This is a genomic window from Salinimicrobium maris (genome assembly GCF_049680855.1).
Classification (GTDB): Bacteria; Bacteroidota; Bacteroidia; order Flavobacteriales; family Flavobacteriaceae; genus Salinimicrobium.
This window is the reverse complement of the sequence record NZ_JBMPGS010000001.1, coordinates 107,738-133,601: the sequence shown is the minus strand read 5'-3', so window position 1 is coordinate 133,601 and position 25,864 is coordinate 107,738. Positions and strand designations below refer to the sequence as shown.

The window sequence follows — 25,864 nt, the reverse complement described above, 5'->3', positions numbered from 1 at the left end:
TATCATTGCACCAAATTATTTTCTGTAATGAATTTTTCTAAAACTTTGATAATATGGTATTTAGAAAACAAGAGAGATCTTCCCTGGCGTAGAACAAGCAAGCCCTATTTCATTTGGTTGAGTGAAATTATATTGCAGCAAACCAGGATTGAACAAGGTAAACCATACTACTTGAAGTTCAAAAAAACATTTCCTACAGTTTTTGAACTTGCGGCAGCTTCAGAACAGGAGGTGCTGAAGTTATGGCAGGGGCTTGGCTATTATTCCCGGGCGCGCAACTTGCATGCGGCGGCAAAGTATGTTGTGGAGGAATGCAATGGAGAATTTCCAAGTTCATATAAGGAGCTGCTAAAGCTCCCTGGAGTAGGTGATTATACGGCCAGTGCAATTGCATCTATTTGTTATAAGGAACCTGTAGCTGTGGTAGATGGGAATGTTTACAGAGTGCTTTCAAGGATTTTTGGTATTGCGACTCCTATTAATTCTACTGCAGGTGCAAAGGAGTTCAAAGCTATAGCTCAAAAATTGCTGGATAAGGAAATGCCTTCGGAGTTTAATCAGGGAATGATGGAATTTGGCGCAGTACAATGTAAGCCGCAACTGCCCCTGTGTTCTACCTGTCCTTTTTCAGGAATTTGCGTGGCATTGAAAGACAACAGGATAAAAGAGCTGCCAGTAAAGCTGAAAAAGCAGAAGGTCAAAAAAAGACATTTTAACTACCTTGTTTTTATTTCCGAAGCAAAGGAGACACTGCTCAATGAACGTAGAGGTAAAGGTATATGGGAGGGTTTATATGAATTTCCTCTTTTGGAAACTAACAGGGAGGTGTCACATAAAAACCTGTTGATGGAAAGCAATGACCACATTTATGCTGCAGTAAAAGAACAATCTTTAGAACTTTATAATGAGGCTCCCATTGTTCATAAACTTTCACATCAACATATTTATACTAAATTCTGGATAGTGAATTGTCGTGAACTTCCGGAGGCTGGAATACCAATTGAAAATATTTCTCACTTCCCGGTTCCCGCTCTTATAGATAAATTTATTGAGGCTTATGATTTTTGAGAAAGCCGCTTTTTTGTATTTTCCCCAAATATTTAAGTAGTAAAAAGGATAAAGTTGCATAGGAAGCCAAATCTTTTTTACTTAATTTAGAAGTTAATTCTATCAAGAAATTATCATATGACTGGAACTTTAAATAAAGTAATGCTCATTGGGCATACGGGAGACGACGTGAAAATGCACTATTTTGAAGGGGGCGGTTCTTTAGGGCGTTTTCCTTTGGCGACAAATGAGACTTACACCAACAGGACCAGTGGCGAACGTGTAACAAATACCGAGTGGCACAACGTTGTGGTTCGAAATAAGGCTGCTGAAGTTTGTGAGAAATACCTGAAAAAAGGGGATAAGGTTTATATTGAAGGTAGGATCAAAACGAGAAAGTGGCAGGATGATAAAGGCAATGAACGCTATTCTACCGAAATTCACTGCACAGATTTTACTTTTCTCACCCCCAAAAATGAAAGTGCAGCGCCAAATTCTTCCAATCAGGAAAATTATGCTCCACAAAAGCCTAAAAATGATACTTTTGCAAAAGAAAATCCGCCTCAGGAAGAGGAGGATGATTTGCCCTTCTAAGTTTAATTAAAACCACAGCTATTGGATCCTGATCCTGCCAGTTTAATATTCTCCTTGTTTGCCGTAGATTTCTCGCAATTACTGGGAATCATATTTTTGTTATTGTTCCTTATTGGGTCTGCACTTATCTCGGGGGCAGAAGTTGCTTTTTTTTCTCTTACTCCGGCCGATTTTGAAGCCGATGAATTGAAGAGGACTCAAAAAGAGCAAATTGTCATCAAATTATTAGATAGGCCCAAAAAATTGTTAGCCACTATTCTGGTTGCGAACAACACCATCAATATTGCTATTATTCTTCTTTTTGACACCCTTACAGATGTGGCTTTTGAGAAGATCGATACCGTAATCCTGGGAATAAACGTAAAATTTATCCTGGAAGTGGTGGTGGTAACTTTCCTTATTTTACTTTTTGGTGAAATTCTACCAAAAGTATATGCGAGCCGTAACAAAGTGAATTTTTCCCACTTTATGGCTTATCCGTTAAACGTGCTTGATACAATTTTTTCTCCTTTGAGTCTGCCTATGAGATCTGCTACGTTGTACATTCATGAGCGACTGGGGAAACAGCGCAGCGGGATAAGCGTAGATCAACTTTCACAAGCGTTGGAGCTAACAAGCCATCATGACACCACAAAAGAAGAACAAAAAATTCTGAAAGGAATTGTCTCTTTTGGCAATACAGATACCAAGCAGGTGATGAGACCGCGTATGGACATTTTTGCGCTAAATGAAAATACTCCATACAGGGAAATCATTCCGGAAATCATAGAAAACGGGTATTCTCGTATTCCGGTGTTCAAAGAAAATATTGATAATGTTACTGGTATCTTGTATGTCAAGGATCTTCTGCCTTACCTTGATCAAAAAAACTTCGAGTGGAATGCCCTTTTACGGGAACCATATTTTGTTCCGGAGAACAAAAAGCTTGACGACCTTTTAAATGATTTCAAGAACAAGAAAAATCACCTGGCCATTGTGGTGGATGAATATGGGGGAACCAGCGGACTTATTTCCCTTGAAGATATTATTGAGGAAATTGTAGGGGATATTAGTGATGAATTCGACGATGAAGATCTTATATTCTCGAAGCTTGATGATCATAATTACGTTTTTGAAGGTAAGACACCTCTAAAGGATTTTTATCGTGTTCTTAAGCTGGAAGATCCAACCTTATTTGAAGATAATAAAGGAGAAGCTGAAACCCTGGCAGGTTTCTTATTAGAGATCTCGGGAAGTTTTCCAAAGAAGAACGACGTAATCCTTTTCGATGGATACAGCTTCACAGTTGAAGTCATTGATAATAAAAGGATAAAACAAATTAAACTTAGTATTTCTGGGGTATGAAAAAGGTGTATTTATGCTTTCTTTTTTTAGGGTTTCTTACTTCCTGCGGAGAAGATCCTCAACCAAAACCGAAAGGATTTCTTGCACTGGAATACCCGGCACATGAATATGAACCTGTAAATCTGAACTGTCCTTACAGTTTTGAAAAAAATACACTGGCACAGGTGGCAGACGCAAGAGGAGCCAATGCGTGCTGGCTCAATCTCGAATATCAACTGTTGAAGGGTACAATATTCATTACTTACCAGCCTGTGCAGAATAACCTGGATTCTCTGCTGCGCGATGCTCAAAAATTACCTTTGCAGCACACAATTAAAGCGGATGTGATTGAGGGTGATCTTTATGAAAATCCGCGGCAAAATACATACGGAATGTTTTATGAAGTGACAGGGGACGCCGCTTCACAGGCTCAGTTTTATCTTACCGATAGCTTAAATCATTTCATGACAGGTTCGGTCTATTTTGAAGCTCAGCCGAATTATGACTCCATTCTTCCGGCAGCCGCTTATCTTAAAAAGGATATTAGACATCTTATGGAAACAGTTAGCTGGCGATCAACATCCAATTAAATTTCCCGTATAAATCAGCGGTCATCCCAGGTGAAATTCTGATTTTTGCAGCTTTAATTTTCGCAGATGCAGAATAAACACCTCAAATGGCTTTTTTTGATCCTGCTTTCGCTTGTGTGGGGAAGTTCTTTTATTCTTATTAAAAAAGGGCTCGTGGGTCTTTCTGCCCTTCAAGTAGGGTCCTTGAGAACAGTCTTTGCTGCATTGTTTCTTGTGCTGGTAGGATTTAGAAGCTTGAAACAGATTAAAAAAAAGCAGTGGAAATGGATCGCTTTTTCCGGCTTTTTCGGAACCTTTTTTCCTGCCTATCTGTTTTCCTACGCTGAAACGGAAATTGACAGCGCCATTGTGTCCATTTTAAATTCAACCACTCCTTTGTTGTCAATGCTATTGGGGATTTTCTTGTTTGAGGCTATCTTCGTTATGCGCAAATTTGTGGGGGTTATCATTGGTTTAGCAGGCACTATTGGCTTGATCTTGAGTGGTGCAGCAGTCAATCCAAATCAAAATTACTGGTATTCGCTGCTAGTTATCCTGGCTTCGCTGTTTTATGGAATGAATGCTAATGTTATTAAGAAGTATTTGCAAACCATCCCTGCTCTGGCGATTACAACAGGAAATTTCATGGTTATTCTCATCCCCGCTTTAACTGTACTTGCCAGCACCGGATTTTTTTCTATGACAACTTTGACGGCGCCAAATGTTTCTATGTCTCTTCTTTACATAGCAATTTTGGGAGTGATTGGCACGGGAGCGGCTTTGATCATGTTTAATAAATTAATCCAGATCTCAGATCCTGTTTTTTCAACTTCAGTGACTTATATTGTTCCTATAGTGGCCATTGGCTGGGGTACTTTAGATGGTGAGAATTTTACTTTTTTTCAACTTTTTTCGGGGTTGGTTATACTTTTAGGAGTCGTTATCGTGAACACACGTAGAAAAGGGAGCTAACCAATTTGCAATTTATTTAACTTTCCGTTAACTTTATATTTGTAAACTGAAACCCTTAAGCCTTGAGATTATGAAAAAGAGAATGTTTTTTGGTCTTACTATCTTCGCAATGCTTTTTACTTTAGTCGCCTGGCAATATGCTAGTGCAGAGCTAGTTGAGCTGGAAAAGAAACCTGAATTTTCCCAGCAGCAATATTCTGAAGCAGCTTAATTACTACTCCGAAGTTTTTTGGACAGATTTTATTTCTTATGAAATAGAATCAAAAAATTCCCCTGAATGAAATCCTCTTAATGAATTAAATATTCTGTTCTGTCCCCGGTATACATGTAGATCCTCTTTTGAGTGTCAAAAGGCAAAAATAAAAATAAGTGTGTTTTTAACCCTTCTTCTTTAAAAGATTATAGACTAGAATTAGACAAGTCATTTTTGTAGATATAAAAAAACCGCTTCCAACTGGAAGCGGTTTTTAGTTTTGTAAATCTAAGTTTTATTCGAAATCGGCATCGGTAACACCTTCATTTACTTTAATTTCAGTAACATTGAATTCAAAAGATTGAGGACCCATGGACTGGCTAATTGTGAAAGGAAATTTCACTCCCTCTACCTCCTGGTAATTGCTGAACTGAGTTGGAATGCTAATCGTCTGTGGGCCTTGTGTGACGGTCTTGACAGATTGAATTTTTAATCCCGAATCAACGCTGTAGTAATTCTTCGTGTCAGCTGCCATTTCTATTACATAAGCATCTTCACCATTTACTTTCTCGATTCCTTCAACAGTGGCATTTGTTGCAATTGTTTCAGGAAAAGGATTGGCTTCCACTTTGGCTGCAGCTATCTGTTCTTCGTTGTAAGGCATTTTTTGGCCTCTTGCCATTACATAACCAGTTTGCCCGTCAAAAACCTGTTTCTGAAAAACACTTCCCCCCATAGTGATTACATTAGAGGTCTTTCCGGAAGTAGTGGTTTTTGTTTCGAGTTGTAATTGTTGCCCCTGGATATTGGCTTCGGCTAACATTACAACAGAGTTGACATTTTCAACAGCACCTTCTCCACCAATCGCTTCAAAGTATTTATCAAAAACTACTTCAGCAGTTACAGTTGGATCAACAGTCTTATTGTATTCTGGTTTATCTATGGGAGTGGCAGTCTTATCGAAGTATTTAACAGGTAGTTTCTTGCCATTGTAGGTAATATTCTCTAGCTTCTCGGCTACTTCACTTCCTTTTCCTGCAACTACTATTCTCATGTCACTTGTTCTGAAATACTTTTGTGCGACTCGTTGAATATCTTCAGCAGTGACATCATTGATCCTTTGCAGGTATGTTTGATAAAAATCTTCAGGTAGATCGTTAGTTTCTATATTCAGGGCATAATTTGCAATAGTAGAAGGTTGTTCCAATCTTAACACGAAATTACCTGCAAATTTGTTCTTTGTGTCTTCAAGAAGTTGCGCATCAACAGGTTTGGTTCTAATGCGATCTATTTCCTTTAGTGCCTCTACAACAGCGCTGTCGGTTACCGCGTTTCTTACGCTGGCCTGTGCGACAAATCTTGATGCATATTTGTCTGCCCCAGCACTACTTCCCGCACCGTACGTGTAGCCATGTTCCTCTCTCAGGTTCATATTAAGGTAACTGCCAAAGCTTCCCCCAAGGATTTGATTGGCAACTAGAACAGGAAAATAATCATCATCAGACATTTTTAAATCAATGATGTTTTGTAACCTAAGCTCACTTTGAACAGCATTTGGCATATCGATGAAAGCAATTTGAGTTGCATCAACATTGCTTACCTGCGGAAGTTGTTGTGCCGGAGGAGTTGCTCTATTCCAGTCTCCAAAATGACGTTTTGCAAGCTTCTTTACTTCTGAAGTTTTGATGTCACCTACCACTACCAGATAAGCATTAGAAGGTGCAAAGTAGGTGTTGTAATAATTTTGAACGTCCTGAAGGCTTACCTGTTCGGTGTTCTCGACGGTTGAAAATTCGCCGTAAGGATGGTTTTTACCATAGGCCAGGGCAGAACTTGTTCTGTTTGCTATAGAACCTACATCCTTTGATATGGACTTAAGGTTTTCTATTTGTTTGGTCTTTTCTGTTTGAAATTCTTCCTCTCTAAAATCTGGGTTAAGTGCCCCGTCTGCCATTAATTCAAATACTCTTGGGAAAAATTTGGAAAGAGACTGTGCGAAAGCACTTTCGGAACCAAAATTAATGGAAGCCCCTAAAAAGTCAACTTCTTCATTAAAATCCTCCTTAGACATGTTTTTGGTCCCTGTACCCAGAAGCGCAGAAACAAGGCTGGCTGTGGCAGGTTTCTCTTCGGCATGCGGCGTATTGTCAATGATGAGAGAAGCGGCTACCCGCGGTAATTTATGATTTTCTACTACAAGAACTTTTAAGCCATTTTTCAATGTGAATTCTTCGGGCTCACCAAGATTTATAGTTGGAGCCGGACCCGGTTCTGGCATTGTTGAACGATCCACCTGTGCCGTAGATGCAGTCGTGGCAACAAAACAGATGATTAGAAATGCTAATATTTTATTTTTCATTCTGATAATTTTTTTGGTTTTATTCCTGTTCACTTTGAGGTAAGTATTCAAGTTCCAGACGCTGGTTCTTATTTAAATACTCTTTCGCAACTCTTTGAATGTCTTCTCTCGTGATGTTTTGGTAAATATCAATTTCTTCATTAATCAAATTTGTATCATCATACAAAACGTTATAAGTAGCCAGAGATGAAGCTATCCCCTGAACGCTGCTGTTAGAGTTCACAAACCTGTTTAAAAATTTATTCTGAAGCTTTTGATATTCTTTTTCGGAAATTAATTCATTCTGAAGTTTTGCAATCTCTTCATCCATAGAAGCTGCTAAAGTATCTAAAGGCGTTTCTCCCAAAGGTAAGGCTCCCATGATGTAAGTTCCATAGTCTTCTTGAGATCTTGGGAAAGCAAGTACCTGTAATGCTTCTTTTTCCTGGTCTACCATTTTTTGATACATTCTGGAGCTTCTTCCGTCAGTCAAAATAGAAGAAATCATGTCAAGAACATACGCATCTCTTTCGGTCATTGCAGGAGTGCGATATACAAAAAGCTTCGCCGGAATTTGAATGTTATTGTCATATTCTGTACCTTTAATAGTTTCAGAAATAGGCGTTTCTTCAATCGTGGTTCGCTCTACTTCCGGGCCTTTTGGAATGTCCGCAAAATAGTTTTCAATCATTTCTCTAGTCTTTCCTTTATCAATGTCACCGGCAACAACCAGAGTGGCATTGTTAGGGCTGTAATATTTATCAAAGAAAGCTTTGAATTCATCAAGTTGCGCAGCATCTAGATCTTCCATAGTTCCTATTACAGAATTTTTGTACGGATGCTTTTCAAACATATATGGATTGATACCGGTGCTATATACTATTTTTCCATAGGGAGCATTATCAATTCTTGACCTCTTTTCTTCCTTAACAACCTCGTTTTGTGTGTCTACACCTACTTGATTAATTACCGGTTGCAGCATACGTTCAGATTCCATCCAAAGTCCAAGCTCCAGACTGTTGGACGGGAAAGTTTCATAGTAATAAGTGCGGTCTTGAGTTGTATTTGCATTGTTGCTTCCGCCATGGGCAGCTACAATATTAAACCATTCTCCGCGCTCAATATTTTCGGTCCCTTCAAAGAGAAGGTGCTCAAAAAAATGGGCAAATCCAGAACGGCCTTCCTCTTCGTCCTTGGCACCTACATGGTACATAACGCCCACGGTTACAACCGGTGCCGAGTTATCTTGATGAAGGATAACGTGCAGTCCATTATCCAAATCGTACTCGGTAAATTCTACCTCCTGCGCAAACCCCATGACACTTAGGAAAGCCGCACAGGCCGTTAATTTAATTTTGTTGATCATTTTTAAATCCGTTTATCATTAATTTCGATTAGTTAGTTGGGAAAGTAGTAAATTGTTACATATTCCCCTGTTAAAATTAAAGAGATGTAAAAGTGAAATGCCTCCTGTAATCCTAAATTAACAAGCTCTTAAGGTATAAATACTTATATTTTTTGGAAATTTAGAAGTACAAAAAAAGAAAACTCATGAAGAAATCATCTATTCCATTATATTATGGACTTTTTATTGCATTAGGTCTTATTGCTTATTTTTTACTGCTGTCTCTTTTTGGATTGCATAAAAACCCGGTTTATAGCGTCCTTAATATTATAATAGTTGGTGGGGGTATGTATGCTATGATCGTGAAGTACAGGAATGAAAAAGGTCCAAAATTTAAATATCAAAAAGGCTTCGCATCTCTTTTTACGACAGGAGTGGTGGCAACTACTGTTTTTACAGCTTTTTTTGCAATTTACGCCAGTGAATTAAATCCAGATTTTCTCACAGAATTAATTACGATGTGGGAAACAGAATGGTTCGTGAATATTGGACTGGTAGTTTTTACAGTGGCATTGATGGGGTTTGCAACAAGCGTAGTGCTCGCACTCGCTTACATGCAGTGGTTTAAAAAATCCTGGAATACCAAAGAGGGGCAAAAACATACTTACTAAAAGATCTAAAGCCTTTGCGAATTAATTATTTAGAAGTATATTTGCACCCGCCTAAGAAAATAGGCGGAGTAAAATAAACTTTTAATTATTACGCTATGTACGCAATTGTAGAGATAGCAGGGCAGCAATTTAAAGTTGCAAAAGACCAGAAAGTATTTGTGAACCGTCTTGCGGGAGAAGAAGGAGATAGTATCTCTTTTGATAAAATTCTTCTTACGGGTGATGGTGACAATGTTACTTTGGGCGCCCCAGCTATAGAAGGTGCTTCGGTAGGAGCAAAAATTACCAGGCATTTAAAAGGAGACAAAGTAATTGTTTTCAAAAAGAAAAGACGTAAAGGTTATAGAGTTAAGAATGGTCATCGCCAGGCTTTAACTGAAATCCTTATCGAAAGTATTTCAGCAAAGGGAGGAAATTCTTCTTCTGCTAAAAAAGAGTCAAATGATTCTGCTAAGTCTGACAATTCTGATGATTTGAATAACAACACAGTTGTTGAGCTAAGAGAAATGGCTAAAGAAAAAGGAGTTGAAGGTTATTCAACTATGAAAAAAGCTGAATTAGTTGCTGCTTTAAGCAAGTAAGTTACCATTAAATTAAAAACACAATAAAATGGCACACAAAAAAGGAGTTGGTAGTTCCAAGAACGGTAGAGAATCAGAATCGAAACGCTTAGGTGTGAAAATTTTTGGTGGACAAGCTGCCGTAGCCGGAAACATCATAGTACGACAAAGAGGTACTGCGCACAATCCTGGTGAGAATGTGTATGCAGGAAAAGACCATACTTTACATGCCAAAATAGATGGTATTGTAAAATTTACTAAGAAAAAAGATAATAAGTCTTACGTCTCTATAGAGCCGTTTGAAGCTTAATCGACTTTCTTTTTAATACAAACAAATGTACCCTTTCTCTCAGGAGAAAGGGTTTTTTTATGCCCTGTCATTTGGAGGAAAGTTAATGGCGGAATGGTATTCCTTTCTAAGATTATTGATATTTCCAATTCCTTGTTTTTTCTGCTGAAGTTTATGTTTTGTTAATTATTGTTCTGATTGTCAATATTTTTTTAATTTCATTAAATAAACTTCTAAGCTTTTTATTATGAGAAAATTAATTTTGTGTGGAGTGCTGTCATTATCACTTCTAAGTACCAGTTGCCTTGGATCATTTAGCGCCTGGAATAATTTGCGTGACTGGAATGAAGATGTTGCCGACAATAAGTTCGTGAACAATGCCATTTTTTGGGGCCTTAATATTATCCCGGTTTATCCACTGTTTTACGCGGGAGACGTTTTAATCTTTAATCTTGTGGAATTTTGGAGCGGCGATAACCCAATAGCTATGAATGAGGGTGAAATTGAAAAACAATTTATTGAAAAAGATGGAGTGAAATACGAAATGATCGCTACCAAAAACGAACTTAAGATCAAGGTTCTTTCCGGTGCACGCGAAGGGAATGAATTAAAGCTGATCTATGAACCTTCAGGTAAATCCTGGAATGCCGTAAAAGACGGGGAGAAAATTAAACTATCTTCTTACGAGGAAGGATTTTACATTGTATATCTTCCCGAAGGTCAGGAGGTGAAAATTGATCAAAATGCTACCAAACAGGAAGGTTTGGCTCTTATCAATAGTGAAATTGCAGCTTTTGAAAAAGGTATGTTAGCTAGAGCTGAATAATTTATATAATACCTCAAATAGGGATGAAAGCCTTCAGGAAAGATTATCCTGAAGGCTTTGCTTCTTATATTAGCGGCTATTAGAAAATGATATTAAAATGCCATTTTTGAAGTCTGTAGAGTTGATATTTATTTTGCTGTGGCTTTTTAGAAGAAGTCAGGTAGAATTTAATTTATAAGTAATCTAACAATTTTTAAAAATGAAGTTCATTACTATTTATAACACCATTCATGCGAACGAAGTTTCAATAATTAGCAATATTCTGGAAGAAAATAACATTGATTTTCATACACCCGATGAAGCTACGAACAGTGCAGCAGGAATTGGCGGACTTGGCATGGCTGGGATGCGTGTAATGGTGCCTGAAAACCAAATAGAGGAAGCATTGGCTGTTTTAAAAGATCGTGGTTTTGCTGTCAACAGCGGCCAATAGCTATGCTTGAAATATTTAAAATAAAAAAGCCCTTTCAAAAACTTTTGAAAGGGCTTTTTTATTTTTTTTAAACCTAAAGCTTACTAGTACCTGTAGTATTCTGGTTTAAATGGTCCATTTACTTCAACGCCAATATAATCTGCCTGTTCTTGATTCAGTTCCGTAAGTTCTACTCCAATTTTCTCAAGGTGCAAGGCGGCCACTTTCTCGTCCAGATGCTTTGGAAGCATATAAACTTTGTTCTCGTATTTATCTGTGTTCTTCCACAGTTCAATTTGAGCCAGGGTTTGATTAGTAAATGAGTTACTCATCACAAAACTTGGGTGCCCTGTTGCGCAACCAAGGTTTACCAGGCGGCCTTCAGCTAAAAGAATGATATCTTTCCCATCTATAGTGTATTTGTCTACCTGAGGTTTAATCTCATCTTTTGTATCTCCGTAGTTTTCATTAAGCCACGCCACTTGTATCTCATTGTCAAAATGCCCAATATTACATACAATGGTCTTGTCTTTCATTGCTTTGAAATGCTCGGCACGAACAATATCCTTATTTCCTGTAGTGGTGATCACAATGTCTGCCTTAGGAAGTACTGTTTCCAGCTTTTTAACTTCAAATCCGTCCATGGCGGCCTGAAGCGCACAAATTGGATCAATTTCGGTTACAGTAACGATAGAACCGGCTCCTTTAAAAGATTGGGCAGTACCTTTACCTACATCACCATAACCACAAACCACCACTCTTTTTCCCGCCAGCATTACATCTGTAGCACGACGAATGGCATCTACCGCGCTCTCACGGCAACCGTATTTGTTGTCGAATTTAGATTTGGTAACAGAATCATTCACGTTGATGGCCGGCATAGGAAGTGTTCCATTTTTCATCCGCTCATAAAGACGGTGAACTCCAGTAGTAGTCTCTTCAGAAAGTCCTTTAATTCCTTCGGCAAGTTCGGGATATTTATCCAGCACCATATTTGTAAGATCTCCACCATCGTCAAGGATCATGTTCAGTGGCTTTCGATCTTCACCAAAGAAAAGAGTTTGTTCAATACACCAGTTAAATTCTTCTTCTGTCATTCCTTTCCAGGCATAGACAGGGATACCGGCTTCAGCAATTGCTGCGGCGGCCTGATCTTGAGTCGAAAAAATATTACATGAACTCCAGGTAACTTCAGCTCCAAGAGATACAAGGGTTTCAATAAGAACGGCTGTTTGAATGGTCATGTGAAGACAACCGGCAATACGAGCTCCTTTTAATGGTTGCTCGTTCTTATATTCTTCTCTAAGGGACATGAGCCCGGGCATCTCAGCCTCGGCAAGCTCTATTTCTTTTCTTCCCCAGGCGGCAAGGGAAATATCTTTTACTTTATAAGCAGTATAAGGTACTGTTTTCGTTGACATATTATTATATTTGATTTAGCATTTTGCAAAATGCAAAAGTAAAGAATATCTAACACTTTCTTATGCCCCTTTACAAAACAATAACAGTAAATAACGACACTAAAGTCCTCATTTGGAAGATAGAAGAATCTTATGAAGACTTGCGTGCAGGCATAGATCTTACTTCTCCCTGCCAAAGTAGATTGGAAGGGATGAAGTCAAACATTCACCGCAGGGGCTTTTTAAGTGTGCGACATCTTTTGGCTGTGGAAGGGTATACAGATCATGACCTTTTTTATGACACCGAAGGAAAGCCGCATCTACAAGATGAAAAATTTATTTCTATCACGCACTCCTTTACTTTTTCTGCTATAATAATTGGTAATGCTGCTGTTGGGATCGATATAGAGAAACAGCGGGATAAAATTCTTCTCATAGCTCAAAAATTCACACCAATTAAGGAATATCGTACGCTTGCCAATTTTGAAGCTTTGATTCGGAAACTAACAATTGTTTGGGGAGCGAAAGAATCTATTTACAAACTCTATGCGCAGCCGGGAGTGAGTTTTCTGCAGCACATCAATATCACCGACTTTGATTTTGATGATTTCAAAACTACCGGAAAAGTCCTTTTTAAAGGCGAAACTTCTTACTACAAGCTCGATTTTTTAGAGTTTGAAGGTTTTACCTGCGTTTATGCACTTCCTGAAAAAATTCTTGTTTAAAAATGTCATTTTTGAATACGCTGCAGTTTGCCGCTCTCCAAAATGAAAAATTATTGGCTGTATTGGTAGATCCTGACAAGTTTGAGGAAGCCAAAGCGGCTCAATTTCTTCGGAAACTGCCAAAAATGACCTCTTTCCTGCTCGTTGGTGGAAGTACGGTTGAAAAGGAGAAGACGCATTTAACAGTGATGGCTTTGAAGAAGGAAAGTGAGCTTCCTGTAATCCTTTTTCCTGGAGATTATGAGCAAATATCTAATGCAGCTGATGGAATTCTATTCCTTTCGCTCATTTCAGGGCGTGATCCTGAATATTTGATCGAACAACATATTAAAGCTGTTCCATTGCTTAAAAAAAGTAAGCTGGAAATTATTCCCACAGGTTATGTTTTGATTAACGGCGGGAGGGAATCTGCCGTGGAAAGAATTAGTCGTACAAAACCCATTTTTCAGGAGGAAGAAGATAAGATTGTGAAAACAGCCCTTGCCGGTGAATATTCAGGAAAACAAATAATTTATCTGGAAGCGGGAAGTGGGGCGGCATTTTCAGTGAATTCGGAAGTTATTTCCGCAGTCAAAAATGCCATTTCTGTGCCTCTTTTTGTAGGTGGCGGAATTAGAAACCGGGAACAGCTGGAAGCCGCGTGGAATAGTGGTGCAGACGTTGTGGTGGTGGGAACTGCCTTTGAAGAAAATGAATTTTCAGCCTTTGCCGGTTCAGAAAACCATACTTTGCGCGAGTAAAACAGCACAAACTTCCTACTTTTGAAAGCAGTAAAGGAGTCAGAGAATTCACTCTTCGGAAAAATCTATATTTTTTATGCAAATCTCAGTAGAACTTACCTTAACCCCGCTTCAGGATGATTTTGAAGCACCTGTCAAAAAATTTATCCGTGCATTGAAAGCATCTGGATTTACAATTCTCGAAAATCCGCTGAGCACACAGGTGTATGGGGAATATGATAAAGTAATGGATTTTCTGACTGAAGAGATTAGAGAAGCTTTTACGGCAACAGAGCATATCCTAATAAACATGAAAATAGTAAATAGCAACCGAAGCGACTATGCAGCCGATTTTTGATTTTCTATTTCAGCAATATGCAGATTATCCCACGCTCTATATTGTACTGGAGCTGGTAGCTGTCGTTTTTGGCTTTCTTTCTGTTTGGTATTCAAAGCAGGAAAACATCCTGGTTTATCCTACCGGAATTATTAGTACTGTGATTTTCGTGTATTTGCTGTGGCAGTGGCAGCTTTTGGGTGATATGATGATCAATTTTTATTATTCCACCATGAGCATTTATGGCTGGTATGTGTGGACCCGAAAAGTAGATGCAGTTCATTTTATTCCCATTACGACCACCACCCGTAAGGAAAAGCTTTGGAGTATAGTAATATTTACAGGAACATGGCTTTTCACATTTGCCATTTATGAATTCTTTGATAAGTGGAATGACTGGACAGCGTATGTTGACACAATTACGACATCCATCTTTTTCGTGGGAATGTGGCTTATGGCCAAAAAGAAGCTCGAAAATTGGATATACTGGATCATTGGTGATATTATTTCGGTGCCGTTATATTTCTATAAGGGTCTTACTTTTACGAGCATCCAGTATTTAATTTTCACCGTAATTGCCATTTATGGATACCGAACATGGAAAAACAACTTGAACAGTCACGTACCAACTGCCTGAAAATTGTTCTCTACGGCCCCGAATCTACAGGGAAAACAACTTTGGCAAAAAAGCTTGCTGCCCATTACAACACGCAATGGGTGCCCGAATTTTCCCGTGATTATTTGCAGGAAAAATGGGATCGTGAACGGGAAATATGCGATATGGGAGATATACTTCCCATTGCTGCAGGTCAAATGCAGCTTGAAAATGCCCTTTTAGAAAAATCTAATAAAGTGCTTTTTTGCGATACAAATCTCCTCGAAACCGTTGTATATTCTCAGGCTTACTTTAATGGATTTTGTGATCCTCTTCTTCTTAAACAAGCGTTAAAGGCTCATTATGATTTATATTTTTTGACGTATATTGATGTTCCGTGGGTGGAAGATGATCTACGGGACAAGCCGCAGGAGCGGGAAGAAATGTTCCGCAGATTCAAGCAAACCCTCGATGTTTATGAAAAGCCTTATCAAATTCTCCGCGGAAATTTACAGGAGCGGTTTGAAGAGGCAGTAAAAAAAATTGATGAACTTTTAAAGAAAAAAGAAGTTGAGCTTTAGTAACGAAGATGTAACCCAAATTAAGGAAAAAGGATTAACCACCGAAGAGGTAGAGAAACAGATTGCCATTTTTAAACGTGGCAATATTGTGGTAAATATACGAGAAGCGGCTACTGTGAAGAATGGTATTCGTTCCTTTTCAGAAGAAGAAAAGCAGCGTCTCACTAATTTATATGATTCAAAGAAAAATGATATTGAAGTGCTTAAATTCATTCCGGCTTCAGGGGCCGCAACGAGAATGTTCAAGGCACTTTACAATTTCGTAAAAGAATATGATCCTAAACTAGGATCTGTAGAGGATTATACCGATAAAAAGAACGACCCAAAACTGGAGATGTTCTTTAACCGAATGGAGCAACTGCCATTCTTTGAGGAAGTAAAAGGACAAATTGAAGAAGATTACAATTCTCGTGCAAAAGATGAACAGCAATATGCTTTTGCAAAGGCCATGCTTGCTGAGGATGGGACAAACCTGGGTGATTATCCTAAAGGTTTGGTGCCATTCCACAAATATGAAAACCACTTAAAAACAGCATTTGAGGAGCACCTTATAGAGGCTGCGGAATATGCAGCTTCCAATGGAAAGGCAAAACTTCATTTTACAGTCTCAAATGAGCATTTGGACAAATTCAAGGAAGAGTTTAATAATGTGCAAAAAAGGGCGGAAGAAGAAACAGGAGTCAAATTTGAGGTTTCTTATTCCTTCCAGGATCCCAAAACAGATACTATTGCCGTTACGATAGAAAATGAGCCTTTTCGAGATGAAAACGGAAAAATTTTCTTCAGGCCTGGTGGTCATGGAGCGTTGATAAACAACCTCAATCAGCAGGATGCAGATGTTATTTTTATCAAGAACATTGATAATGTGGTTATTCCTAAATATCGAAAAACTCTTACGGAATATAAAAAGATGCTTGCCGGTGCTCTTTTGGAACTCAAGGAGAAATCTTTCAGCATTTTGAAAAAGCTGGAAAATGAAAAAAATGTTTCAGAAGAGAATTTATCTGAAATGATTGCTTTTGTTCAGCAGCAGTTGAACGCTGCACTTGAAATTGATTTTGAAAAGCTTTCAAAATCTGAAAAAATATCTGCTTTAAAGGAAAATCTCGATCGGCCCATCAGGGTGTGCGGAATGGTGAAAAATGAAGGAGAACCGGGTGGTGGCCCATTTTGGGTCACGCATAAATCCGGTGCTATATCTTTGCAAATTGTAGAAAGTGCACAAATCGATCATGACAATTACCAGCAGAGCAAGATTGCGCAGGAAGCGACACATTTCAATCCTGTAGATGTCGTATGCGGAAAAAAGAATTATAAAGGTGAAAATTTTGATCTTCAGAAGTTTGTAGATGAAGAAACCAGCTTTATCGCCAACAAAACAAAAGACGGCAAGGAACTGAAAGCTCTTGAGCTCCCGGGACTTTGGAACGGTGGAATGGCGGGCTGGATCACGATTTTTGTTGAGGTGCCCGTAGAAACCTTTAACCCAGTGAAAACCGTGGCAGATTTGCTTAACCCCACGCACCAGGTCAAGTAGGTTTGGATGAAAAGCAACTCATACGGGAAATAAATTATAAAGCGGTTCGAAGTTCGGGTGCGGGAGGGCAAAACGTTAATAAAGTTTCTTCTAAGGTCGAACTTCACTTTACAGTTTCTGCTTCCGAAGCCTTTTCCGAAGAAGAGAAGAATTTTATCCTTCATAAGCTCAAATCTCGCCTTACCAATAGCGGAGAACTTATTCTTCAAAGTGATGAATCCCGAAGTCAGCATAGAAATAAAGAGCTGGTCACGAAGCGTTTTTTGAACCTGGTAAAAGAGGCTGTCCTAAAACCAAAGCCGCGAAAAAAGACTAAACCTTCCAGAGCAGCCAAACTTAAGAGACTGCGGGAAAAGAAAAAACTATCTGAGAAAAAGAACAACAGGAAGGATCCTCTTAAATAAGAACGCAGCATTATCTGTAGATTATTTCTACATAATTGTGTGGATTTTTAAGAAATCTACACCTATTTAAAAGCTGTTACCTCATACAAACCTCTATTTTACAGGGGTTTTCTTATTTTATTGAAAAGGGAACAATTCTTTCATATAACATTTCAGATTAACAAAGAAAAAACCTAAAAAATCTGATATTATGAAAAAGATATGTTTAACAGCCGTAGCTGCAACCGCAATGCTTTTCTCCGTTCAAAATGCAACCGCTCAGGTGTATGAAGAAGGAACTGAAACTACACAGGAAACTCAAAAAGAAGAAATGGAGCAAATAGAAGTTGCAGAATTGCCTGATGAAATCCAACAATCTGTAGAAAGGGATTTTCAGGGAGCCACAGTTTCTGAAGCTTATTTTAAAGAAAAAGATGGAGAGAAAAAATATAAAATTGTTTTAACAACTCTTCAGGGCGAGACAAAAGAATTATATGCAGATGCCCAAGGCAACTGGATAGATAAGAAGGATAAAGCCGGTAAATAGAAATTGTTGATACCCGCAAAAAAGGAGAAGCCAACTCCAGGGTGACGAAGGCACGGCCGTAACATGTGCAAACAGACCGGAAGCTAAATAGGTTAGATGATGGAATTAGTTTAGGCCGTGCCTTCGTAAAATGGACTAATAATCACCTTTAAATGGTTATAAATTAGAAAAAGGGGCTGTTTTCAGCCCTTTTTTTATGTTTATTTTTAGAGTCGGACTAGGGAATATTCCTAATTTTGTGAATATTCTCCTAAATTATGGCTAAAATTCTCATTGTTGAAGATGACGTCGCCTTTTGTACGATGTTAAAGACTTTCCTTCTGAAAAAGGATTTCAATGTTAGCGCTGTTTTTAACGCTACAGAAGCCTTTGCTATGTTGGAAAAGGAGGATTTTGATATTATTATTTCTGATGTACGGCTGCCAGATAAGGAAGGTTTAGAAATTTTACGGGAAATAGCTAAAAAAGGAGCTGCTTCCGAAGTAATAATGATGACCAGTTATGCCGAAATTACCATGGCTGTAAATGCCATGAAAGAAGGAGCTTTTGATTATATAGCCAAACCTTTCAATCCTGAAGTTATTCTCAAGACGATTCACAACGCGCTGCACAATGAGAAAAAATCAAAACCAGCCAGGGATAAACCTTCTAAACCATTCAAAAATGGGGTTTCTGGGGATAATTCTTTTATTAAAGGTGTAAGCGATGCTTCCAAAAAACTTAATGACTATATTGACTTAGTAGCGCCTACAAATATGTCTGTGCTCATCATGGGCGAAAGCGGAACCGGAAAGGAACAGATCGCAAAAAGCATTCATGACCAAAGCAAGCGCAAAGAAGCACCTTTTATCGCGGTAGACTGTGGTGCAATTCCAAAAGAATTGGCTTCCAGTGAATTCTTTGGGCACCTTAAGGGTTCTTTTACCGGTGCAGTTGCCAATAAAACAGGTCACTTTGAGGCAGCCAATGGTGGAACATTGTTCCTGGATGAAATTGGTAACCTTAGCTATGAATTACAGGTGCAGCTTCTTAGAGCATTGCAGGAGCGAAAGGTAAAACCGGTAGGGAGTAACGAGGAAATTCAAGTGGATATAAGGGTAATTGCTGCCACTAATGAAGATTTATACGAACTCGTAAAACAAGGGGATTTCCGGGAAGATCTATATCATCGCCTCAATGAATTCTCCATTAAAGTACCGGCACTCAAAAACAGAAATGAGGATTTAATGATTTTTGCCAATTATTTTCTGGAAATGGCCAATGTTGAGCTGGAGAAGGAAGTAACAGGCTTTAGCCAGGAAGCTATGGAGTCTATTCATAATTATCACTGGCCGGGAAACCTCAGGGAACTTAAAAATGTCATTAAAAGAGCGGTTTTGTTAAGTCAGGATGATATAGTGGAAGCAAAGGTGCTTCCGCAGGAAATAGTTGCGGCAGAGGTGCCCGATGAATCCTTTAGTCTCTTCAAAAATAAAAATGAGCAGGAACTTATTCTTGACGCTTTAGAAAAGACCAACGGGAACAAAAGTAAAGCGGCAAAATTACTTTCCATAGATAGAAAGACACTTTACAATAAACTCAAGCAGTATAACATTAGTCTTTAATTTCTTCCTTGATTTCCTGTAAAAGATTATTAATTTGAGCTGTAAGTTCATGTATGTTCACTTCACCGTATTTTTCGCAATTTGAAGATTCCAGAATCTCCAGTTGGCCTATCACATTCTTTACCTTTAACTGCCGGAACATTGGGAGCATTTTGTGAGCAATGGCGGCGATCTTCGTTTTATTTCTTTTAACCTGCGCCTGATTCAATGCCTGAAGATTTACCTGGGTGCTTTCTATAAAAGCGCGAAGAATGGTGTTCAAAGCCTGTTTATCACCACCGGCAAAAAGTTCTACTTCCTCAAAGGAATAGTTTTGAGAAGAAATATTACTTTCCAGTTTTGCAGAAGGTTTCTTTAACTCGGTTTGAAGCACATTTTCAATTTTTTGAAGCAGGAGCGATGAGGAATAAGGCTTTAAAAGGCTTCCGTTAAAACCCATTTTTAAATATTCACGAGATGTTTTTGTCGCCTGTCCAGAAAGTGCCAGTACAGGAATATTCTTGGTTTCGGGATTTTTCCTGATAAAGGAGAGCAGTTCTGTTCCGCTCATTTTTGGCATTTGAATGTCTGTAAGAACCAGGTCAAAATGCTGTTTTTCCAGTTTTTTCTTAGCTTCTTTCCCATTGCTGCTGGTTTCAATGGACATTCCTGTAGTTTTAATGAATTCGCTTAACAAGCTCAATTGTGCCGGTTCGTCATCCACAATTAAAACCGAGAACCGGCTCATTTCTTCCTTAGGCTGTTCGGGAGTTGTGGAAGGTTCTATTTCTTTTTCTTCAACAAACTGTACGGGAATTTTAACGGTAAATTCACTGCCTTTTCCGTGCTCGCTGTCTAGTTCTATTGATCCTTTTAGAAGCTGCGTGATTTTTTTACTAATGGCAAGTCCCAATCCAGAGCCGCCGTATTTCTTTTCTATGGAACTGTTTTCCTGAGAGAATTCTTCAAAAATGGCTTCCTTTTTCTCTTCTGAAATACCAATTCCGGTGTCTTTTACTTTGATCACAAGGATTTTTTTCCGGTTTTGGGTGTCAAAAAAGGCATCTATTTCAATGCTTCCTACTTCAGTAAATTTACAGGCATTGGTGACGAGATTGGTAATCACCTGTTTAATACGGAAGGGGTCACTCTTAACTCTCCTGTCAAGCTCTTCAGAAATATTTATGATGATAGCTACTTCCTGGCATTTTTGCAACGGCACGGCATTTTCAACGGTATCTTCAATGAGATTCTTCGGATTAAAAGAAAGATATTCTACCGTCATTTTACCAGCCTCCAGCCGGGAAAGATCCAGCAGGTCATCCACGAGATGGAGAATATAATCTGACGATTTTTTTAGGTGGTTGAGGTAATGTGACTGGGATCTGCTTAATTTCGTTCTCTCTAAAAGATCTGTATAACCAACCACCGTATTGAGTGGTGATCTAAGATCGTGCGTAACAGTAGCCATGAACTGTTCCCTGCTTTTTAGTAGAGATTCTGCATATTGTTTGGCGGCTTCCAACTGGTTGCGGTACTGGTAACTTCGGGTGACATCGCGCATTACTAGAAAGAGAAAAATAAGGATCACGGCAAAACTGGTCGCACCTAAGATGCCAATAGTTCGGGAAGTGCTTCTAACAATTTCTTGTCTTTCGGCCACCTGGGTCAGGGAAATGCTTCTTTCTTCAGCTTCAATTGCCGTCAATAAATTTCTTAACTGGCTGTTGAGGTTAACTTCATTTACCAGTAATTGATCTTCTGTTGCGCGAACTGTCCTTCTAAAACGGCGATCGGCCAGTTCAAGTTCACTTAACACGGTCTTGACAGACTGCACAAGGGAATCTAGTGTTTGAGTAGTGATTTGCTGAGCATTATCCCTTTCAGAATATTGCAGTAGTTTTACCAGCACCCGCCGTTGGTGTGGTGCCAGATCTTTGAAACGTTCATCATAATCACGGCTGCCAAAATTTTCATCCACCCGCTGCAATTCTGAAATTACCCGGGAATAATAACTTTGATTTCCTTCTCGTTCCCGTAACTCCAAAAGTTCTTCCAGGTTTGCTATTTTAAGGGAAAGAAGAAGATTAATGCTGTCTACTTCCTGCGAAAGATCGGTATCTGCCGAAGTCTGGGCGAGCGAGTCCAAAATAATCCGAATGCTATCAATTTGAGCTTTATATGCTTTCAGCTTTTCCGGCTCTCCAGATTGAATTAATTGCCGGCTTAAACTTTCTGCTTCATACAGGTTTGTGGCTGCCTGTCCTACCAGTAAAAGGCGTTTATTACTGGAAAGATTATTCTCGGCCATACTGGTGTAGTCAATTACCTGTGAATAAATAAACCACACGGCAAAACCGGCCAGCGTAGTAAGCAGCAGGTAACCTGCTATAACTGTAAATGTTATGGACTGTTTGTTTTCTTTCATAGCCGGAACAATTTTTAAATTTAGCATTTAAAAATCAAAAGCCGTAAAAATTAGGTAAAATGAAAAACTCATTCTACATTTGCGGCCATCTCAAAGGGGTGCAGAATTTTCGGAGATTCTTCGGAAAGGAAGCTGAGATCATACCCAAAGAACCTGGGCAGGTAATGCTGCCAAGGGATAAAACGCCAAAGTGGCGTGGTAGCAACGCACTCCTGAAAATCATCCTTGCAATTTAGATCGGATGGGTTTCAGGATTTATTTTTTAATGTAACCAAAGAATAATGCCCCTTTTATTCGTAATAAATTTTTTTACGGATGAAAAACCTATTATTTTCTTTATGCCTTTTTGTATTTTCTGCCGGTTTGACCGCTCAGGAATATACAGTTCAGGGAACAGTGACAGACGGAGAGAAACCGCTTCCTGCCGCCATCGTGCGGGTGCAGGGAGAAGCTTCGGGAACTCAAACTAACAGCGAAGGGAGATATTCCCTGCAGCTTCAGGAAGGAAGCTACACCCTCATCTTTTCTTACGGAAACAGAAAAGAATTCACAATTAATCTTAGCGGAGACAGGATTCTCAACGTAGACCTTAGTGACGCCGAAGAGGTACTGGACGAAGTATTCTTATCGGCAGTACGCGTAAGTGCAGAATCGCCTATTACCTATAGTAACCTCTCTAATGAAGAGATCGAAGACCGAAACCTTGGACAGGATATTCCCACTCTTATGAACTACATGCCCAATGTAGTGACAACAAGTGATGCCGGGGCTGGGATTGGTTACACAGGAATAAGGGTGCGCGGTAGCGATGCCACCAGGATCAATGTGACCATAAACGGAGTGCCTTACAATGATGCCGAAAGTCAGGGCACGTTTTGGGTGAACCTGGGAGATTTTGCTTCTTCTGTAGAAAATCTTCAGTTACAACGGGGAGTGGGAACTTCCACCAATGGTGCAGGAGCTTTTGGAGCGAGTATCAACATTCTTACAGATCGATATAAGGCAGAACCATCGGCCGAAATAGCCAGTAGTATTGGTTCTTTTAATACCAATAAGAATACCGTGAAATTCAGCACCGGACTTTTCAATGAGCATTGGGAATTTGCTGGACGAGCATCTACCATAAAAAGTGATGGCTATATTGACCGTGCTTCAACAGATCTGAAATCTTATTTCCTGCAGGGAACTTATGTGGGGGAAAGCACTATCGTGAAGGCGCTAACTTTTGGCGGAAGTGAAGTAACTTATCAATCATGGGATGGAATTGATGAGGATCAGCTTGAGGAAAACCGCAGATACAATCCCGCGGGTGCTTACGTGGATGCAGAAGGAAATGAGCAGTTTTACGATAATCATGTAGATGATTACAAGCAGGATCATTTCCAGTTACTGTGGAATGAGAAATATGGCGGCGGCTGGTCTTCTAATATGGCTTTGCATTATACCTACGGAAGAGGATTTTACGAATCTTACAGGGCAGGAGAGGATCTTGAGGAGTATGGCCTTGATCCTTTTACAGCAAATGGGGAGGAAGTGACTTCAAGCGATCTTGTAACAAGGAAATGGCTGGACAACGATTTCTACGGAATTACTCTAAATGCTAACTACAAAGATGATCTTTTGAACCTGGATCTTGGAGGTGGTTGGAACAAATATGAAGGAGATCATTTTGGAGAGGTAATTTATACCAGGTTTGCACCAAGCGAGCCCGATCAGCTTTATTACAAAAATACCGGGGATAAAATAGATTACAATGGTTACGCTAAAGCAAATGTTGCGGTAACCGAAGACCTTTCTTTATTTGGAGATCTTCAGCTAAGAAGGGTAATTTACACGGTAGACGGTAACATCGAGGAAGAAGTTCCTTTTATTGTGGACGATTCCCACACCTTTTTTAATCCAAAGGCAGGTTTGACATATGAAGTTTCAGAAGCCAATCAATTGTATTTTTCCTATGCCCGCGCACACCGTGAGCCAAATCGTGATGATTATGAAAACGGTGACCCTGAGCCTGAAGAGTTGAATGACTTCGAACTGGGCTGGAGATATGGTGATCGCACTCTACAAATCAATGCAAACCTTTATTATATGGATTACCGCAACCAGCTTGTACTTACAGGAGAACTCGATAATGTGGGTTCTTACATTAGGGCCAACAGCGGGAACAGTTACAGGGCAGGTATTGAAATCGACGCAGCTGTGCGACTGGCAGAACCGCTCGTTATTCGACCTAATATCTCCTTGAGCCGCAATAAAAACAAAGATTTCCTTTCTAACTGGAACGGTGAACTGGTGAATTTTGGAGATACTGATATTTCCTACTCTCCTGAAATTATCGCAGGAAACATCCTGGAGTACAGGCCTGTTGAAAACCTCGAGCTTAAATTCCTTTCCAAATATGTGGGTGAGCAGTATATGAGCAACATTGAAACCGAAGGTTCTTTGCTGGCAGATTATTTTGTCAATGACTTTAATGTGCAGTATACCTGGACCACAGCACCTCTTTTTGAAGAAGTTGTCTTCACCGGACTTATAAATAACATCTTTGGGGAAGAATACGTCTCAAACGGATATTACTACACCTATGATGTTGCCAATGAAGATCTTCCGGGTGGTGCCGAAACTATTGAAGGTGCAGGATACTATCCGCAGGCGGGAATCAACTTTCTTGCAGGTGTGACGTTACGCTTTTAAGAAGTACGAATTTATATTCAAAAAGGGCTTTTCCGAATTTCATTTTGGGAAAGCCTTTTTAATTTGAAATTTCCAAAATACTTCCTCTTCTCTCTATTCTATAGGCTTTTAAAGGATATTGCCCGTCGCCCGTAAGCTGCTGGCCGGTAATGATGCTGTATTTGTTTCCGTCTTCACAACGGCAGCTCACTTCTGTACCATTTAGTTCCAGCGTAGAACAATCTGTTAAAGGATGGTTGGGGTCAGAAAATTCAAAAGCGGTGTAGACAGAATTGTTTACGTTGTAAATTACCACGCCATTAATTCCGTAATTATAGTTTACAAAAGCATTTCCCGGAAACTGTAAATCGTTATACTGCGGAAAATTCAGGTCCATTTGAAATGAAAAATTCAGGTCTACCAGATAAGGATTATTGTTTCTGAAATTATCATCACTCGAGCAGGAAGTCAGCAGGACAAAAGCCAGTAAAATAGTAAATATTTTGAGCATGTTTTGCTTTAAGAGTGGCAATATAATATAATTGTACTGCATTTTTTAATTTCTTATATTTGTTTTAAATCCCGTCGGCGAATGGGATTTTTTCTATTTATGTAAACGATGAAGTTATGAGTAAAGTATCCTATTATACAGCAGAGGGGCTTAAAAAACTGCGGGACGAATTGAATCATTTAAGAGATGTGGAACGTCCCCGCGCTTCACAGGCCATTGCAGAAGCCAGAGATAAAGGTGACCTTAGTGAGAATGCCGAATATGATGCAGCCAAGGAAGCCCAGGGCTTGCTAGAGATGAAAATTTCCAAACTGGAAGAAGTGTATTCCAATGCACGTTTAATAGATGAGTCGCAGCTGGATACTTCCAAGGTGCTGGTTCATTCTAATGTGAGAATAAAAAACCTTACCAATGGTGCCGAAGTAAAATACAAATTAGTAGCCCAAAGCGAAGCCGATCTTAAATCGGGGAAAATTTCTGTTGATTCTCCCATCGGAAAAGGCCTTTTAGGTAAGAAAGTTGGCGAAACTGCAGAGGTGCAGGTGCCAAACGGAACCATTAAGTTTGAGATCCTGGAGATTTCCAGAGATTAACTGTAAAACACATACTTAAAAATCCTTTTTTGACGATCAAGAAAGGATTTTTGTATTTTTATAAAGTGCCTGAGCTTTTCATGTAGAAAGTCTGCATTATAAATGCTTCAAAA

Annotated in this window: 28 protein-coding genes; 23 read left to right on the top strand and 5 right to left on the bottom strand. The window is 39.2% G+C overall.

Annotation, left to right across the window (positions count from 1 at the left end):
• The first annotated feature begins 27 nt into the window (after positions 1 to 27).
• The 6 genes from mutY to ACOV1Q_RS00635 all read left to right on the top strand — a co-directional run bounded on the left by mutY (position 28) and on the right by ACOV1Q_RS00635 (position 4,716).
• Positions 28 to 1,068, top strand: coding sequence for an A/G-specific adenine glycosylase (mutY, locus tag ACOV1Q_RS00660; RefSeq protein ID WP_424492502.1), 1,041 nt, complete (start codon positions 28 to 30; stop codon positions 1,066 to 1,068).
• 117 nt (positions 1,069 to 1,185) lie between these two features.
• Positions 1,186 to 1,641 (top strand): single-stranded DNA-binding protein, encoded by a 456-nt coding sequence (locus ACOV1Q_RS00655; protein ID WP_424492501.1) that lies wholly within the window; start codon positions 1,186 to 1,188, stop codon positions 1,639 to 1,641.
• Positions 1,642 to 1,662: 21 nt separating this feature from the next.
• Positions 1,663 to 2,985: a gliding motility-associated protein GldE gene (locus tag ACOV1Q_RS00650; protein WP_424492500.1), complete on the top strand. Its 1,323-nt coding sequence runs from the start codon at positions 1,663 to 1,665 to the stop codon at positions 2,983 to 2,985.
• Positions 2,982 to 3,554, top strand: coding sequence for a gliding motility lipoprotein GldD (gene gldD / locus ACOV1Q_RS00645; protein WP_424492499.1), 573 nt, complete (start codon positions 2,982 to 2,984; stop codon positions 3,552 to 3,554). The genes ACOV1Q_RS00650 and gldD overlap by 4 nt, the downstream gene beginning before the upstream one ends.
• A 66-nt stretch (positions 3,555 to 3,620) precedes the next feature.
• The gene (locus tag ACOV1Q_RS00640; RefSeq protein WP_424492498.1) at positions 3,621 to 4,505 is read left to right on the top strand and encodes a DMT family transporter; all 885 of its coding nucleotides are present in this window, start codon (positions 3,621 to 3,623) and stop codon (positions 4,503 to 4,505) included.
• A gap of 70 nt (positions 4,506 to 4,575) precedes the next feature.
• Entirely contained in the window at positions 4,576 to 4,716 is a 141-nt protein-coding gene (locus ACOV1Q_RS00635; protein ID WP_424492497.1) for a hypothetical protein, read from the top strand.
• Positions 4,717 to 4,993: 277 nt separating this feature from the next.
• Here the strand turns inward: ACOV1Q_RS00635 and ACOV1Q_RS00630 are convergent, their stop codons facing one another.
• Both ACOV1Q_RS00630 and ACOV1Q_RS00625 read right to left on the bottom strand, forming a co-directional pair.
• The gene (locus ACOV1Q_RS00630; protein WP_424492496.1) at positions 4,994 to 7,057 is read right to left on the bottom strand and encodes a M16 family metallopeptidase; all 2,064 of its coding nucleotides are present in this window, start codon (positions 7,055 to 7,057) and stop codon (positions 4,994 to 4,996) included.
• A gap of 19 nt (positions 7,058 to 7,076) precedes the next feature.
• The gene (locus ACOV1Q_RS00625) at positions 7,077 to 8,402 is read right to left on the bottom strand and encodes a M16 family metallopeptidase (RefSeq protein ID WP_424492495.1); all 1,326 of its coding nucleotides are present in this window, start codon (positions 8,400 to 8,402) and stop codon (positions 7,077 to 7,079) included.
• Positions 8,403 to 8,587: 185 nt separating this feature from the next.
• Between ACOV1Q_RS00625 and ACOV1Q_RS00620 the strand changes: the two genes are divergently transcribed.
• The 5 genes from ACOV1Q_RS00620 to ACOV1Q_RS00600 all read left to right on the top strand — a co-directional run bounded on the left by ACOV1Q_RS00620 (position 8,588) and on the right by ACOV1Q_RS00600 (position 11,160).
• Positions 8,588 to 9,052 (top strand): DUF4199 domain-containing protein, encoded by a 465-nt coding sequence (locus ACOV1Q_RS00620; RefSeq protein ID WP_424492494.1) that lies wholly within the window; start codon positions 8,588 to 8,590, stop codon positions 9,050 to 9,052.
• A gap of 95 nt (positions 9,053 to 9,147) precedes the next feature.
• A complete protein-coding gene (rplU, locus tag ACOV1Q_RS00615; RefSeq protein ID WP_424492493.1) occupies positions 9,148 to 9,633 on the top strand; it encodes a 50S ribosomal protein L21 in 486 nt (161 codons plus the stop codon).
• Between the two features lie 28 nt (positions 9,634 to 9,661).
• Entirely contained in the window at positions 9,662 to 9,922 is a 261-nt protein-coding gene (rpmA, locus tag ACOV1Q_RS00610; protein WP_027885029.1) for a 50S ribosomal protein L27, read from the top strand.
• A gap of 226 nt (positions 9,923 to 10,148) precedes the next feature.
• Positions 10,149 to 10,727, top strand: a complete 579-nt coding sequence (locus ACOV1Q_RS00605; RefSeq protein ID WP_424492492.1) for a DUF3332 domain-containing protein — start codon at positions 10,149 to 10,151, stop codon at positions 10,725 to 10,727.
• Between the two features lie 199 nt (positions 10,728 to 10,926).
• A complete protein-coding gene (locus ACOV1Q_RS00600; protein WP_424492491.1) occupies positions 10,927 to 11,160 on the top strand; it encodes a putative signal transducing protein in 234 nt (77 codons plus the stop codon).
• 83 nt (positions 11,161 to 11,243) lie between these two features.
• Here the strand turns inward: ACOV1Q_RS00600 and ahcY are convergent, their stop codons facing one another.
• A complete protein-coding gene (gene ahcY, locus ACOV1Q_RS00595) occupies positions 11,244 to 12,560 on the bottom strand; it encodes an adenosylhomocysteinase (protein ID WP_424492490.1) in 1,317 nt (438 codons plus the stop codon).
• Between the two features lie 62 nt (positions 12,561 to 12,622).
• On the opposite strand from ahcY, the gene ACOV1Q_RS00590 reads away from it, so the two are divergent.
• The 9 genes from ACOV1Q_RS00590 (at position 12,623) to ACOV1Q_RS00550 (ending at position 19,567) form a co-directional block, all read left to right on the top strand.
• The gene (locus ACOV1Q_RS00590; protein ID WP_424492489.1) at positions 12,623 to 13,264 is read left to right on the top strand and encodes a 4'-phosphopantetheinyl transferase family protein; all 642 of its coding nucleotides are present in this window, start codon (positions 12,623 to 12,625) and stop codon (positions 13,262 to 13,264) included.
• Positions 13,265 to 13,266: 2 nt separating this feature from the next.
• A complete protein-coding gene (locus ACOV1Q_RS00585) occupies positions 13,267 to 14,004 on the top strand; it encodes a phosphoglycerol geranylgeranyltransferase (RefSeq protein ID WP_424492488.1) in 738 nt (245 codons plus the stop codon).
• Positions 14,005 to 14,080: 76 nt separating this feature from the next.
• Positions 14,081 to 14,341, top strand: a complete 261-nt coding sequence (locus ACOV1Q_RS00580; protein ID WP_424492487.1) for a YkoF family thiamine/hydroxymethylpyrimidine-binding protein — start codon at positions 14,081 to 14,083, stop codon at positions 14,339 to 14,341.
• A complete protein-coding gene (gene pnuC, locus ACOV1Q_RS00575; protein WP_424492486.1) occupies positions 14,325 to 14,957 on the top strand; it encodes a nicotinamide riboside transporter PnuC in 633 nt (210 codons plus the stop codon). The genes ACOV1Q_RS00580 and pnuC overlap by 17 nt, the downstream gene beginning before the upstream one ends.
• Positions 14,918 to 15,496 (top strand): AAA family ATPase, encoded by a 579-nt coding sequence (locus ACOV1Q_RS00570; RefSeq protein ID WP_424492485.1) that lies wholly within the window; start codon positions 14,918 to 14,920, stop codon positions 15,494 to 15,496. The genes pnuC and ACOV1Q_RS00570 overlap by 40 nt, the downstream gene beginning before the upstream one ends.
• Positions 15,486 to 17,033, top strand: a complete 1,548-nt coding sequence (locus tag ACOV1Q_RS00565) for a DUF4301 family protein (protein ID WP_424492484.1) — start codon at positions 15,486 to 15,488, stop codon at positions 17,031 to 17,033. Before ACOV1Q_RS00570 ends, ACOV1Q_RS00565 begins: the two co-directional genes overlap by 11 nt.
• A 2-nt stretch (positions 17,034 to 17,035) precedes the next feature.
• Complete coding sequence (gene arfB, locus ACOV1Q_RS00560) at positions 17,036 to 17,437, top strand: alternative ribosome rescue aminoacyl-tRNA hydrolase ArfB (protein ID WP_424492483.1); 402 nt, start codon at positions 17,036 to 17,038, stop codon at positions 17,435 to 17,437.
• Between the two features lie 190 nt (positions 17,438 to 17,627).
• Positions 17,628 to 17,963 (top strand): hypothetical protein, encoded by a 336-nt coding sequence (locus ACOV1Q_RS00555; RefSeq protein ID WP_424492482.1) that lies wholly within the window; start codon positions 17,628 to 17,630, stop codon positions 17,961 to 17,963.
• A gap of 257 nt (positions 17,964 to 18,220) precedes the next feature.
• The gene (locus ACOV1Q_RS00550) at positions 18,221 to 19,567 is read left to right on the top strand and encodes a sigma-54-dependent transcriptional regulator (RefSeq protein WP_424492481.1); all 1,347 of its coding nucleotides are present in this window, start codon (positions 18,221 to 18,223) and stop codon (positions 19,565 to 19,567) included.
• Here ACOV1Q_RS00550 and ACOV1Q_RS00545 read toward each other — a convergent pair.
• The gene (locus tag ACOV1Q_RS00545; protein ID WP_424492480.1) at positions 19,557 to 21,974 is read right to left on the bottom strand and encodes a hybrid sensor histidine kinase/response regulator; all 2,418 of its coding nucleotides are present in this window, start codon (positions 21,972 to 21,974) and stop codon (positions 19,557 to 19,559) included. The two genes, ACOV1Q_RS00550 and ACOV1Q_RS00545, sit on opposite strands and share 11 nt — an antisense overlap.
• A gap of 59 nt (positions 21,975 to 22,033) precedes the next feature.
• Between ACOV1Q_RS00545 and ACOV1Q_RS00540 the strand changes: the two genes are divergently transcribed.
• Both ACOV1Q_RS00540 and ACOV1Q_RS00535 read left to right on the top strand, forming a co-directional pair.
• Positions 22,034 to 22,210 (top strand): hypothetical protein, encoded by a 177-nt coding sequence (locus ACOV1Q_RS00540; protein ID WP_424492479.1) that lies wholly within the window; start codon positions 22,034 to 22,036, stop codon positions 22,208 to 22,210.
• Positions 22,211 to 22,289: 79 nt separating this feature from the next.
• Entirely contained in the window at positions 22,290 to 24,668 is a 2,379-nt protein-coding gene (locus ACOV1Q_RS00535; protein WP_424492478.1) for a TonB-dependent receptor, read from the top strand.
• Between the two features lie 58 nt (positions 24,669 to 24,726).
• Here the strand turns inward: ACOV1Q_RS00535 and ACOV1Q_RS00530 are convergent, their stop codons facing one another.
• A complete protein-coding gene (locus ACOV1Q_RS00530) occupies positions 24,727 to 25,158 on the bottom strand; it encodes a Rieske (2Fe-2S) protein (RefSeq protein WP_424492477.1) in 432 nt (143 codons plus the stop codon).
• 116 nt (positions 25,159 to 25,274) lie between these two features.
• Here ACOV1Q_RS00530 and greA point away from each other — a divergent pair, with 116 nt between their 5' ends.
• Positions 25,275 to 25,751, top strand: a complete 477-nt coding sequence (gene greA, locus ACOV1Q_RS00525) for a transcription elongation factor GreA (protein ID WP_424492476.1) — start codon at positions 25,275 to 25,277, stop codon at positions 25,749 to 25,751.
• Positions 25,752 to 25,864: the final 113 nt, after the last annotated feature.